Raw genomic sequence first — 12,712 nt, forward strand, 5'->3', positions numbered from 1 at the left:
TCAGTGTATTGCATTATTCAGGGAAGACGGGTAGCTGACGGCTTCGGTCAGGGGACGGACAACCGCCGGACGAAATGCAGTGCGGTCATATTCTCTGACTTCATCCGCGCTGAGCAGGCCAAGCTGGTACAGGGCAAACAGTCCCGGCAGATTCACACCACTCAGTGCGGTATAGCCGATGCCGCCGGACGGCCGCATATTGATTTCAAGCAGCAGCGGTTGCCCGTGATGGTCATGGCGGGTCTGCACATTCACCAGCCCGTCAGCGTTCATCACCCGCGCACAGGCGCAGGCCAGCTCAAATGCGGGACCATCATGTTCAAGGTATTGCAGGGAACCTTCTTTCCGCCGCGCAACAGCCGCCAGGACCTCTCCGCGATCAGCCAGAATATCCACAGAATACTCCGGGCCGGGCAGGCAGGGCATCAGTACCTGAGGGACGCATTTTCCGGTACTGCCGAATGCGGACAGGTACTGCTCCGGTGTGGTGATCCGCCGTTCAGGATGGCTGAACATCGCCATCGGTGATGCTTTGTCATCAAACTGCCAGAAACCGGTGCCATAAATACCCTGTACCGGTTTGATACAGAGCGGCAGTCCCGGAAACGGGGAGTCAGTCAGTGCATCACGCAGTTGTGCGGCGGACGTGATTTGTACCGAAGGTACGACCGGCAGACCGTGTGATGCCATTTCAGCGGCAAACCGGGCTTTATCATCCGCCACGGCGTAATCAGACAGAGAAACGACACCGGTTGTCAGCCGGGCGCCGGAGGCGGTGATAGTGTTTCTGTGCGTTTCAAACCACGGGGTATTCCGTCCGGCGTGGATGGCCTGAATACCGTATTTTTTCGTAACAGACAGAATAAACGCCAGCCGGGCATTATCGTCAGCCGGTTCAGTCAGCGAGAAACCGGCTTCTGACAGGATCTCATGACGGGGCTGCCGGTGAGAGGCAAATATCGTGAGATCAACCTGTAATGTTTGCGCGAACAGCCTGATATTCCGGATCAGATCACGCTGGGAAGAGAGACCTTCCGTCAGCCAGATTGCATGCGCCATTTTTGTTTATTCCTGTTCTGTTTTATCCGATAGATTGGGAGGGAGTTTATTTATGATTACTCAACATGTCAATCATATTATGATTATGTTGTTATTGAAGATAAGCTGACGAAGTCTGACATAACACATAGTTTTGTAAGTTACTTTTGATTATTTAACTATTTGTTTTTATTTGCTTATTAATTTTATGTGAAATATATCTTGCCAAAGAACTCCGTCATGATATGATTTTTCAAAATTCATTATAACGTGTACCTGTCACTGGGATTCCTCTCCCGTTTAAGGAATGAAAATATGGTTTCACTGACGAAGAATCAGACGGTATCTCTCAGCAAGGCATCAGCCGCTTTAAATCAGCTGCATTTTGGCCTCGGCTGGGATCCTGTTCAGAAAAAGAAAGGTTTTCTCGGTTCGCTGTTCGGCGGCGGTAACGACTCGATCGATCTGGATGCCAGCTGCATTCTGCTGGATAAAGACGGCCGTATTCTCGATACCATCTGGTTCCGCAAACTGAAATCAGACTGCAAATCGGTGGTTCATGAAGGGGATAACCTGACCGGTGAGGGTGACGGTGATGATGAAGTGATCCGCGTGGATCTGAACCGTCTGCCGCAGAATACCGAATATCTGGCCTTTACCGTGAACAGCTTCCGCGGCCAGACATTTAATGATGTGGAAAATGCCTTCTGCCGTGTGCTGGATCAGAGCGGTAAAGAGCTGGTGCGTTATCAGCTGAATGAGCAGGGCTCACATACCGGTATTGTGATTGCCTCCCTGTGCCGCAGCGGCGGTGAGTGGAACTTTACCGCACACGGTGCTGCGTGCCGTGGCCGCACTATTGATGATATGTCTTCTGACATTGTCAGTACGGTGGTGCGCTGATGACTATGACGCCGGGGGCGAACGCGCCCGTTCCGCTGAAAACACTGCGGATTACGGTGCTGTCCGGCGCGGCGGCGGATGCTTCTGCTTTCCGCCTGTACGCTGACGGCAAAGTGAAAGGTGACCCGGACATGGTCTTTTACGGCCAGCCGCAGAATGATGACAGCACCATCAGCTGGCAGCAGAACGGTAACAATACCGTCTTTACGGTTGATCTCAGCCGTCTGCGTCAGGATGTGCAGAAAGTGGCATTTGTGGTCACCTGTGACGGCGGACAGACTGTTGCCGGACTGCGAAGCCTGGAAGTGCAGGTTGATGCGGATCAGGAAAAACTGCTCAGCGGCAATGTGGATACCACGGGGCGTCAGGAAGCGGCACTGATCCTCGGCGAACTGTACCGCCGTAATAATGAGTGGAAATTCCGCTTTGTTGCCCAGGGTTTCAACGGCGGGCTGCAACCGCTGGCGGAACATTTCGGGGTGGATGTGGCCGCTGAGCCGGCACCAAAACCTGCGCCGGCACCAAAACCGGCAGAAAGCAAAATCAGTTTAAGCAAGATATCGCTGAGTAAAGAGAAGCCGTCAATCAGCCTGAGCAAGCGGGATAACTTCGGTGAAATCCGCATTAATCTGAACTGGCACCGGGAAGCGCAGAGCAGCAGTTCCGGTGGTTTTCTCAGCAATGTATTCGGTGGCGGCAACAAAGGTATCGACCTGGATCTGGGCGCATTTGTTGAATTACAAAATGGTCAGAAATCCGTGATTCAGGCGCTGGGTAATGCATTTGGTGATTACCGCCGCGAACCGTTTATTCAGCTGCAGGGTGATGATCGCACCGGCTCGGTGTCTGAAGGTGAGTGGCTGCATATTAACGGCGGCGAATGGAAACATATCCGCCAGATCCTTATCTACGCCTTTATTTACCAGGGCGTACCGAGCTGGGATAAAACAGATGGCGTGGTCACGGTCTTTGTACCGGAGCAGCCGCCGGTGGAAACCCGGCTGACAGAAGGGGATAACCGCCGCACCATGTGCGCGATTGCCCGCCTGGTCAATGAGAACGGGGCGATCAAAGTTGAGCGTCTTAACCGTTTCTTCAAAAATCAAAGCGATATGGACGAAGCGTTCGGGTGGGGTTTCCGCTGGAAAGCCGGCTCGAAATAATTTAATTGAGGATACAGCAATGAGTATACTGAACCGGGTCAAAAATGCGTTTAATTCAGGCCGCGAAGAACTGACAAAACAGGTCAGTCGTTTCAGAAACCGTAAGTTTATGGAAGGTACAATTGCAGTCTGTGCCCGTATTGCGGTTTCCAGTGACGGGGTAAGCGCGGAAGAAAAACAGAAAATGATTGGTTTTCTGAAGTCCTCCGAAGAACTGAAAGTATTTGAAACCGAAGAAGTAATTACGTTTTTCAACAAACTGGTGACCAGTTTCGATTTCGACATGGAAATCGGAAAAGGTGAAACCATGAAATATATCCTGGCGCTGAAGGATCAGCCGGAAGCAGCGCAGTTAGCGGTGCGTGTCGGGATTGCGGTCGCGAAGAGTGATGGTGACTTCGACCAGGATGAGCAGAAAGCAGTAAAAGAGATCGCTGCAGCGCTGGGGTTTGACCCGGCAGAATTTGGTCTCTGATTTTTATACCTAAGGGTTAATTATGGAATCAACACATATCGGTTTTCCGATGGAAACAGTTACCGTTTTCGTCGTCCTCGCTATCGGTGCGATTTTTCTTGATTTGTTTATGCACCGGGGCGATAAGCCGGTTTCACTGAAAAATGCGGCAATCTGGTCTGTTTTCTGGGTTGCTGTGGCAATGGGTTTTGCCGGGTTTCTGTATATCCACCACGGTTCGGAAGTCGCGAGCCTGTTTGTCACCGGTTATGCGCTTGAGAAAGTGCTGTCCGTCGACAACCTGTTTGTGATGATGGCTATTTTCTCCTGGTTCTCGGTTCCGGATCGTTTCCGCCACCGTGTTCTGTACTGGGGGATTATCGGGGCTATCGTTTTCCGCGGGATTTTCGTGGCGATAGGTACCGGTCTGCTGAGTCTGGGGCCGTATGTGGAAGTGATTTTCGCCCTGATCGTTGCATGGACCGCTGTCATGATGCTGCGGAACCGCGAAGAGCAGGATGAGATAGAAGATTACTCGCAGCACATTGCTTACCGGATGGTGAAAAAACTGTTCCCTATCTGGCCGAAACTGAGCGGACACGCTTTCCTGCTGACGCAGAAAGAAGTGGATGCCGAACTGGCAAAACCGGAGAACAAAGACGTCACTATCGGCCGCGGTCAAAAAGCCGCACTGTATGCCACGCCGCTGATGCTGTGTGTGGCGGTAGTGGAACTGTCCGATGTGATGTTTGCGTTTGACTCTGTACCGGCGATTATCGCCGTCAGCCGTGAGCCGCTGATTGTTTACAGTGCCATGATGTTTGCGATTCTCGGCCTGCGTACCCTGTACTTTGTCCTGGAAGCACTGAAGCAGTACCTGGTTCACCTGGAAAAAGCGGTTATTGCGCTGCTGTTCTTTATCGCGGTGAAACTGGGTCTGAATGCAACAGACAGCCTCTGGGGTCACGGATTACATATTTCGGCCACCAGCAGCCTGTTCGTCGTGCTCGGGGTTCTGGCACTCGGTATCATCGCCAGCTTTATGTTCCCGGAAAAAACGGAAAATGCGGATAAGTAATTATCCGCCACCCGTCACTGATTTAACTAAGGAGTAAGTGAAATGAGCGTTTCTCTTTCTAAAGGTGGTAATGTGTCGCTGAGTAAAACAGCCCCTTCAATGAAAAACGTCCTGATAGGCTTAGGCTGGGATGTTCGTTCCACAGATGGTCAGGATTTTGACCTTGATGCCTCCGCGTTCCTGCTGACAGCAGCCGGTAAAGTGCGCGGTGATGCAGACTTTATTTTCTATAACAACCTGCGTTCGACTGACGGCTCTGTCACCCATACCGGCGACAACCGTACCGGCCAGGGTGATGGTGATGATGAATCCCTGATTATCAAACTGGATATGATTCCGGCAGAGATCGATAAAATCGTCTTCGTGGTCACCATTCATGATGCGCAGACCCGCCGCCAGAGCTTCGGCCAGGTGTCCGGTGCGTTTATCCGCCTGGTGAATGATGACACCAATACGGAAATCGCCCGTTATGACCTGACGGAAGATGCGTCCACCGAAACCGCTATGCTGTTTGGTGAACTCTACCGTCACGGCACCGAGTGGAAATTCCGTGCCGTCGGGCAGGGCTATGCCGGTGGTCTGTCATCCGTCTGTGCGCAATACGGTATTAATGCGTCCTGATAATTTCTTTCAGCGGGCTGAGAATCAGCCCTCTTTATAATAATCCGCAGCAGGAGTCCGAAAATGGCAGTTTCTCTTACAAAAGGTGGTAACGTCTCCCTGACCAAAGAAGCCCCGTCAATGAGCGTGGCAATGGTTGGTCTGGGCTGGGATGCGCGTGTGACTGATGGTCAGGATTTTGACCTCGACGCATCGGTATTTATGGTCGGTGATGACGGAAAAGTATTATCCGATGGTCATTTCATCTTCTTTAATAACAAAACCAGCCCGTGCGGCGCGGTGGAACACCAGGGCGATAACCGTACCGGTGAAGGCGACGGCGATGATGAGCAGGTGAAAATCAGCCTGAATACTCTCCCGGCAGAGGTGAAAAAACTGGTCTTCTCCGTGACGATTTATGATGCGGAAGGACGTAAACAGAACTTTGGTATGGTCAGCAACAGTTTCATCCGTATCTGCAATAATGATAACGGTACTGAAATTGCCCGCTTTGATCTGTCTGAAGATGCTTCAACAGAAACCGCGATGGTCTTCGGTGAATTATACCGTCACGGCGCAGAGTGGAAATTCAAAGCTGTCGGCCAGGGCTTTGCCGGTGGTCTGGCGGCATTAGCATCACAGCACGGTGTTAATATTTAATTATTAATATCAGCTGGCTGCAGTAAAAAATGCCCTGTCCGTGACGGACAGGGCATACTGCGTTTACAGATCCGGCCGGGAGATTATTCGACTCCTGCTGCCTCTCCGGCCGGACGGCGCACATCATTGGCACCGTATAAATAACCTTCCCGTACCTTACCGGATACGGCGGCATCATTGCCGGAAGAGTCTGCACTGACCCCGGCGGCACCCGGTAATCCCACCATGATCAGCTCGGCAGCACCCCACGGTGTCTGCTCAACCATTTTATAACCCATTTTATCCAGCAGATTCAGTGAGTCTTTTGATACACCGCGCTGCTCGTAATACACCTCATCCGGCAGCCACTGATGGTGAATACGCGGTGCATTTACCGCCTCCTGCGGCGCCATACCGTGATCGATAATATTCAGTGCGGTTTGTAAGGTAATGGAGATAATCCGTGAACCGCCCGGTGAACCCAGTACCAGGAATATGTTGCCGTCTTTGGTGACAATAGTCGGGCTCATGGAAGAAAGCGGGCGCTTGCCCGGGGCAATCGCGTTGCGCTCACCCTGAACCAGGCCGTACATATTCTTCTCGCCGATTTTGGTGGTGAAATCATCCATTTCATCATTGAGGAAGAAACCGGTACCCGGCGGGATCACCACCGCACCAAAACGGCCATTGATGGTATAGGTGGTGGAAACCGCATTGCCTTTGTTATCCACCACGGAATAGTGTGTGGTTTCCGGCTTTTCATGCGGGCCGGTACCCGGCTGCACCTGAGCGGAAGGCGTGGCTTTACCCGGAATGATTTCTTTGCGCAGCTCTTCCGCATAGGCTTTACTGGTCAGTTTTTCGGTCGGATTGTTCACAAACGCCGGGTCACCGAGGAAGGTATTACGATCCATATAAGAGTGGCGCATCGCCTCGGTCAGCGTATGGATATAATCCGCCGAGTTAAAGCCCATCGCTTTCAGATCATAACCTTCCAGAATATTCAGCGTCTGGCAGATGGTGACACCGCCGGAGCTCGGCGGCGGGGCGGAAATAAATTCATACCCGCGATAAGTACAGGTCACCGGTGCGACCTCTGCAATCGTGTAATCCGCAAAATCTTTGGCTGTCAGCTTACCGCCCCCGGCCTGAGATGCTTTTTCCACTAACTGCGGAATCTCACCCTCGTAAAAGGCGGACGGGCCCTCTTTGGCGATACGCTCCAGGGTATTGGCAAGATCGGTCTGAATCAGGCGGTCGCCCGGCTGAAATGCAGAGCCGTCAGGTTTGAGGAAAATCCGGGCTGCTTCCGGGTCCTGCTTAAAGCGGGCTGTGGTGGTATCCATCACATCAGTATCCGCGCGGGTCAGGATAAAGCCGTCGCGGGCCAGCTTAATCGCCGGCGCCATCACCTGCTCCCGCTTCATGGTGCCGTATTTCTCCAGGGCGTAATCCAGCCCTTTAACGGTTCCGGGAACCCCGGCGGCAAGGTAGCCGTACAGGCTGGCATCTTTGATCAGATTCCCGTCTTTATCGAGATACATATCCGCTGAAGCTGAGGCCGGGGCAGTCTCACGGAAATTGATGAAAATGTTTTTACCGTCTGCCAGATGCAGTGTCATAAAACCGCCGCCGCCGATATTACCGCAGCAGGGATTCACCACAGCCTGGGCATAACCGACAGCTACCGCTGCATCCACCGCGTTACCGCCGGCTTTCAGAATGTCTGCACCGGCCTGTGATGCCAGATGCTGGGAAGACACCACCATTCCGTTACGGGCCTCAACGGCAGGTTCGGAAGCGGCATATAATTGCGGGGAAAGCAGCAGAGAGAGCAAAAGAACAGGTGTTCGCCATGGGGTTATCATTATTATCTCCGTCGGTTTTGCAGGTATTTTTATGATGTATTGATTTATTATTTGTTAATTAATGGTTAATTAACGTATAGCAGGGATACAAATATTTGAGAAATGATGTGCGGAAAAATGTGAAACCGGACGGAAAAGCAGGGCGGGGAAATAATAAAAAACCCGGATAGTCCGGGTCCTGAAGAACAGCTTGTCATTACGCAAACATGACGGTAACCGGTGCTGTCTGCACAGCACCGGTTAACACAATCAGGCTGTTTTTTCTTCTTTCATGATTTTATTCAGTTTCGGTACAATCGCCCACATAATCAGGCCGGCAACGGCTGTTGCGATACCGATTTTACCGAATACATCGGTGTAGATACCGAGTGTCTGAAGCGGGTCAGTCACGCCTTCAGGCGGTGCTGTAAAGGTTGCCACATAACCGCCCAGCAGTGTTGCCATTGCCTGAGTCAGGAACCACATCCCGAGAATAAAGCCCATCAGGTGCTGCGGAACGAACGCAGCAACCATCGCCAGACCCAGCGCACTGATCATCAGCTCACCGACTGCCTGGAAGAAATAAACCAGCACGATAAACCACGGTGATGTCAGACCGGTCGCATCCGCAAACCACATACCGGATGCGGCAGCAGTCAGGAAACCGGCGGAGCAGCAGAACATACCGATGGTGAATTTACCCGGCATTGAGAAGTCTTTGCCGCGCGCACCCATTTTACTGTAGAAGTAAGCCAGAACCGGGCTCAGTACGATAATCCAGAACGGGTTCAGCGCCTGGAAACTGACCGGATGCACATCAATACCCATAATGGTGTGATGCACGTTATAGATAGCGAAGAAGTTCAGTGAGGTCGGCATCTGTGCGTACAGCACGTAGAAGATAACGGCTTCCAGCATCAGAACGAACGCGACATACATCTTGTTCCGCTCAACACCTTTCAGTTTGAACGCTTCGCGGAAGAAGAAAAAGATAACCACGGCGGTAACGGCGAGTAACACATAGTTGGCAATGATAACGTTATGCAGTAACCATGCGCACAGGAAGACGGTTGCCACACTGCCGGCGATAACCACCAGCAGGCTGCCGAATTTCATTGGTTTGTGATCCGGCTCGGAACCGATATTGCTCACCATTTTCTGGCAGAACAGGAAGACCGCCAGGGCGATCAGCAGGCCGATACCACAGATATTATAGGTGACGGTATAGCTGTATTTGTCCGCGATAACCGGTGCCAGTGACAGGGAAATCAGGGAGCCGATATTGATCGACATATAGAACAGGGTGAATGCCCCGTCCAGACGCGGGTCTTTCGGTGCATAGCATTTTGACAGCAGGCTGGCCGGGTTAGCTTTGAATAAGCCGTTACCGACAGCAATGGTACCCAGTGCGTAGAAAATCAGATCCGGGTGCATGATAGACAGGCCGGTCATAAAATAACCGACAGCCATCACGATGGCCCCTAAGATGATGGTCCGCTTGGTACCGAGGACATGGTCACCGACGTAACCACCGATAGAGATCAGACCGTATACCAGCGCGGCGAATGCCCCGAAGGTGATAAATGCCTGTTCCTGACTGAATCCCAGTTTCTGAACGAAGTAGACGGCCAGGATGCCTTGCACACCGTAATAGCCGAAGCGTTCCCACAGCTCCACGATAAAAATCATGAAGAATGGCTTAGGTTGGTTAAACAATCCAACCTGCGCGGGTTTACTCATGGTTTAATGCCTCTTATTAATAATTATTCATCACGCAAAAGCCTTCCCGGCATCGCGGAGGCAAAGCTAAAAGATAAACTCTTGCGTAAGGTTGAGTGTTTGCGTATTTGTCAGGGTATTTGCCAAAGGGCTCAGACTAATATATTGCCTGCTGAGCATCTCAAAGGCAGATCACACTTACTACAATAATTAATATCATAATTGAAATAAAATTCATTAGATTGACATCAATAATTACTCTGCAATGGTTTTGTTGATGGCGTATTGAGCAGATTGATGGTTATTTATTCTGCTGTCCGGCGCGGGACGGAATTAAATATGACAATTTGTAACAGTTATTTTTCTTATGAATAATGATTCGTTAACACAATATGTGTTAACGAATCAGGCCGTTGACAAACTTATGATAAGAATGAAAGGGGATCAGGCAACGGCAGCAGCGGGGATATCACCGGTTTCGACAGTACGGAAATCGCGGCGGAAATAAATCAGACCGTGTCCTTCGTCGCGGACACCGATATTACGGATCTCAGCCATAAAGATATTATGTGTGCCGATTTCCTGAACCTGAGTCACCACACCCTCCAGACAGGCGAGAGAACCGTGAAGACAAGGTTGTCCCAGTTCTCCGGATTGCCAGTGATCACCGGCAAAACGCGCATCCATACTCAGGCCGGTCATCCCGGCAAAATCACAGGCCAGTGCCTGATGTTCATGGGTGAGCACATTGACACACAGCCGCCCGTTGGCTCTGAACACCTCACTGAGCGCACTGCTGCGGTTGATGCACACCAGCAGTGTCGGCGGGGTATCGGTGACAGAGCAGACTGCGGTGGCGGTCAGCCCGCCGCGTCCGGCATCGCCGTCGGTGGTGACAATATTGACGGCAGCGGAGAGTGTCGCCATTGCGTCGCGGAATAACAGACGCTGTGAATTATCCAAAGACATACCAACTCCCGGTGGGATAAAAATGTGACGCAATTGTTGCTTATTTGCGAATGATACGCAGTCTAATGATAGCCGGGGAAAAATACAAGGGAGAGTCAGAAAATGCGGCCGCCGGAAGAGGCAGCCGCATGGGGTGGTCAGCGGAGATTAACGGATACCGCCGAAGCAGAGATATTTGATTTCCAGATAGTCATCAATACCGTGACGGGAGCCCTCACGGCCGAGGCCGGATTGCTTGATACCGCCGAACGGTGCCACCTCCGTTGAAATAATCCCTTCATTAATACCGACCATCCCGGCTTCCAGCGCTTCCGCCACGCGGTAGACCCGGCCGATATCGCGGGAATAGAAATAAGCAGCCAGACCGAACTCACTGTTGTTTGCCGCACGGATGGCTTCTTCTTCATCACGGAAACGCACCAGCGGTGCCAGCGGGCCGAAGGTTTCCTCGCGGGTGACCAGCATGTCCGGTGTGACACCGGTCAGTACAGTCGGCTCAAAAAATAATCCGCCCTGTGCCGCCGGTTTACCGCCGCTGAGAACCGTTGCGCCTTTGCTGACCGCATCTGCGATATGCTCACTGACTTTGCGGATTGCCGCTTCATTAATCAGCGGGCCCTGCTGTGCGTTTTCATCCGTGTAAGGTGCGACATGCAGCGCGCTGACCGCCTCTGCCAGTTTGGCGGCAAAAGCGTCATACACACCATCCTGCACATAGAGGCGGTTGGCACAGACACAGGTTTGCCCGCTGTTACGGAATTTGGCGGCCATGGCACCGGCAACCGCGGCATCAAGATCGGCATCATCAAACACAATAAACGGCGCATTACCGCCCAGTTCGAGAGAGAGTTTTTTCACCGTCTCCGCACTCTGTGCCATCAGCAGCTTGCCGACGCGGGTGGAGCCGGTAAAGGAGATTTTGCGCACGACCGGGCTGGTGGTCAGTTCGCCGCCGATAGCTGCCGCATCAAGGCCGGTGACAACATTAAACACCCCGGCCGGAATACCGGCCTGCTCAGCAAGTGCAGCCAGTGCGAGGGCTGAGAGCGGGGTTTCCGCTGCCGGTTTCAGTACCATCGTACAGCCTGCCGCCAGTGCCGGGGCGGCTTTACGGGTGATCATGGCATTCGGGAAATTCCACGGCGTGATTGCACCGACCACCCCGATCGGCTGGCGGATGGTGACAATCCGCTGTCCGCTCTGTGTGGCCGGAATGGTTTCGCCGTACACGCGCTTGCCTTCTTCGGCAAACCATTCGATAAAACTTGCGCCGTAGGCGATTTCCCCGCGTGATTCAGCCAGCGGTTTACCCTGTTCCAGACTCAGGAGCTGTGCCAGTTCCTCCTGATTCTCCATGACAAGATCAAACCAGCGGCGCAGAATCTGCGCACGGGCTTTGGCCGTCAGTGCGCGCCAGCCCGGCAGGGCATTTTTTGCGGCCGCAATGGCAAGCCGGGTTTCGTGTGCGCCGAGGTCGCTGACGCGGGTAATCAGCCCGCCGGTGGCCGGGTTGGTCACATCAAACGTGGCCTTATCCTGTGCATCGGTCCACTGACCATTGATATAGCCGCCGGTGCGCAGCAGGGAAAAGGAAGGATCGGTTAACGATGAGGTGAACATAGAGAGCTCCGTTGCGTTTTCTCAAAAAAGTGATGAGGGCACTGAGATATCAGCAGAAGACCATTGATTTATTGTTAATATAGCGTTAATAAAAGGAGAGTCCTTTGGGTCTTTGTGGCTGATATACTTTTTATTCTAACAGAGGATATCTGATTGCGCATTTTCCCGATAAAATTGCGCCTTTTTTTGATAACGTCGATGTTTATGATGTGAGCACATCGCGGAGAAATTACCCATTATGCATGAATCATTACTTATCGCCCTTTTGCAGGCCCGTGAAGTGGTCCTCGGCTACTTTCGCCCGACCCTGAAAGCACACCGGCTGACAGAGCAGCAGTGGCGGATTATCCGCATACTGGCTAAGACCCCGTCACTCGATTTTCATCTCCTGGCACAGAAAAGCTGTATTCTGCGTCCCAGCCTGACCGGCATTCTGACAAGGATGGAAAAAGCGGGCATTATTCACCGGCTCAAACCCCTCAGTGACCAGCGCAAACTCTATCTCTCCCTGACTGACGAGGGCACGGCGTTGTATCACCGTGTTCAGGCGGAAGTGGAGACCGGCTATCAGGCGCTGGAACTACAGTTCACGCCGGAGAAAGTACGTCAGCTCTATGCGCTGCTGGATGACCTGGTTGCACTGCCGCAGCGTGACGGCGGTGAAGAAGAAGAATAAAAAAAA

At 52.3% G+C, this 12,712-nt stretch carries 12 protein-coding genes; 7 read left to right on the top strand and 5 right to left on the bottom strand.

The window, feature by feature from the left end:
- Positions 1-1,059, bottom strand: coding sequence for an ATP-grasp domain-containing protein (locus JC793_RS04030; protein ID WP_218427571.1), 1,059 nt, complete (start codon positions 1,057-1,059; stop codon positions 1-3).
- 294 nt (positions 1,060-1,353) lie between these two features.
- On the opposite strand from JC793_RS04030, the gene JC793_RS04035 reads away from it, so the two are divergent.
- The 6 genes from JC793_RS04035 to JC793_RS04060 all read left to right on the top strand — a co-directional run bounded on the left by JC793_RS04035 (position 1,354) and on the right by JC793_RS04060 (position 5,896).
- Positions 1,354-1,941 carry a TerD family protein gene (locus JC793_RS04035; protein WP_046895145.1) on the top strand — a complete coding sequence of 196 codons (588 nt, stop codon included), beginning with the start codon at positions 1,354-1,356 and terminating at the stop codon, positions 1,939-1,941.
- A complete protein-coding gene (locus JC793_RS04040; RefSeq protein WP_218427572.1) occupies positions 1,941-3,104 on the top strand; it encodes a TerD family protein in 1,164 nt (387 codons plus the stop codon). Before JC793_RS04035 ends, JC793_RS04040 begins: the two co-directional genes overlap by 1 nt.
- A gap of 19 nt (positions 3,105-3,123) precedes the next feature.
- Positions 3,124-3,579, top strand: coding sequence for a tellurite resistance TerB family protein (locus JC793_RS04045; protein ID WP_046895147.1), 456 nt, complete (start codon positions 3,124-3,126; stop codon positions 3,577-3,579).
- 22 nt (positions 3,580-3,601) lie between these two features.
- A complete protein-coding gene (locus tag JC793_RS04050) occupies positions 3,602-4,636 on the top strand; it encodes a TerC/Alx family metal homeostasis membrane protein (RefSeq protein ID WP_046895148.1) in 1,035 nt (344 codons plus the stop codon).
- 42 nt (positions 4,637-4,678) lie between these two features.
- The gene (locus JC793_RS04055) at positions 4,679-5,257 is read left to right on the top strand and encodes a TerD family protein (RefSeq protein ID WP_046895149.1); all 579 of its coding nucleotides are present in this window, start codon (positions 4,679-4,681) and stop codon (positions 5,255-5,257) included.
- A 63-nt stretch (positions 5,258-5,320) separates the two neighbouring features.
- Entirely contained in the window at positions 5,321-5,896 is a 576-nt protein-coding gene (locus tag JC793_RS04060) for a TerD family protein (protein WP_046895150.1), read from the top strand.
- A gap of 83 nt (positions 5,897-5,979) precedes the next feature.
- Here JC793_RS04060 and ggt read toward each other — a convergent pair whose 3' ends face one another.
- The 4 genes from ggt to JC793_RS04080 form a co-directional block, all read right to left on the bottom strand.
- The gene (gene ggt / locus JC793_RS04065) at positions 5,980-7,743 is read right to left on the bottom strand and encodes a gamma-glutamyltransferase (protein WP_166707136.1); all 1,764 of its coding nucleotides are present in this window, start codon (positions 7,741-7,743) and stop codon (positions 5,980-5,982) included.
- Positions 7,744-7,992: 249 nt separating this feature from the next.
- A complete protein-coding gene (dtpB, locus tag JC793_RS04070; RefSeq protein WP_166707137.1) occupies positions 7,993-9,462 on the bottom strand; it encodes a dipeptide/tripeptide permease DtpB in 1,470 nt (489 codons plus the stop codon).
- 423 nt (positions 9,463-9,885) lie between these two features.
- On the bottom strand, positions 9,886-10,410 hold the full coding sequence (gene hpaC, locus JC793_RS04075; protein ID WP_052926414.1) for a 4-hydroxyphenylacetate 3-monooxygenase, reductase component: 525 nt from the start codon (positions 10,408-10,410) through the stop codon (positions 9,886-9,888).
- A 147-nt stretch (positions 10,411-10,557) separates the two neighbouring features.
- Positions 10,558-12,030, bottom strand: coding sequence for an NAD-dependent succinate-semialdehyde dehydrogenase (locus JC793_RS04080; protein ID WP_218427574.1), 1,473 nt, complete (start codon positions 12,028-12,030; stop codon positions 10,558-10,560).
- A 238-nt stretch (positions 12,031-12,268) separates the two neighbouring features.
- On the opposite strand from JC793_RS04080, the gene hpaR reads away from it, so the two are divergent.
- Complete coding sequence (hpaR, locus tag JC793_RS04085; protein ID WP_052926416.1) at positions 12,269-12,706, top strand: homoprotocatechuate degradation operon regulator HpaR; 438 nt, start codon at positions 12,269-12,271, stop codon at positions 12,704-12,706.
- The last annotated feature ends 6 nt before the right edge of the window (positions 12,707-12,712 follow it).

This window comes from Morganella morganii (assembly GCF_019242955.1).
GTDB lineage: Bacteria > Pseudomonadota > Gammaproteobacteria > Enterobacterales > Enterobacteriaceae > Morganella > Morganella sibonii.

Excerpts from the sequence above, each read along its gene's own strand:
- hpaC (WP_052926414.1), bottom strand. The coding sequence starts at position 10,410 with ATGTCTTTGGATAATTCACAGCGTCTGTTATTCCGCGACGCAATGGCG.
- dtpB (WP_166707137.1), bottom strand. The coding sequence starts at position 9,462 with ATGAGTAAACCCGCGCAGGTTGGATTGTTTAACCAACCTAAGCCATTC.
- ggt (WP_166707136.1), bottom strand. The coding sequence starts at position 7,743 with ATGATAACCCCATGGCGAACACCTGTTCTTTTGCTCTCTCTGCTGCTT.
- JC793_RS04080 (WP_218427574.1), bottom strand. The coding sequence starts at position 12,030 with ATGTTCACCTCATCGTTAACCGATCCTTCCTTTTCCCTGCTGCGCACC.
- JC793_RS04040 (WP_218427572.1), top strand. The coding sequence starts at position 1,941 with ATGACTATGACGCCGGGGGCGAACGCGCCCGTTCCGCTGAAAACACTG.
- JC793_RS04035 (WP_046895145.1), top strand. The coding sequence starts at position 1,354 with ATGGTTTCACTGACGAAGAATCAGACGGTATCTCTCAGCAAGGCATCA.
- JC793_RS04045 (WP_046895147.1), top strand. The coding sequence starts at position 3,124 with ATGAGTATACTGAACCGGGTCAAAAATGCGTTTAATTCAGGCCGCGAA.
- JC793_RS04055 (WP_046895149.1), top strand. The coding sequence starts at position 4,679 with ATGAGCGTTTCTCTTTCTAAAGGTGGTAATGTGTCGCTGAGTAAAACA.
- hpaR (WP_052926416.1), top strand. The coding sequence starts at position 12,269 with ATGCATGAATCATTACTTATCGCCCTTTTGCAGGCCCGTGAAGTGGTC.
- JC793_RS04060 (WP_046895150.1), top strand. The coding sequence starts at position 5,321 with ATGGCAGTTTCTCTTACAAAAGGTGGTAACGTCTCCCTGACCAAAGAA.
- JC793_RS04030 (WP_218427571.1), bottom strand. The coding sequence starts at position 1,059 with ATGGCGCATGCAATCTGGCTGACGGAAGGTCTCTCTTCCCAGCGTGAT.
- JC793_RS04050 (WP_046895148.1), top strand. The coding sequence starts at position 3,602 with ATGGAATCAACACATATCGGTTTTCCGATGGAAACAGTTACCGTTTTC.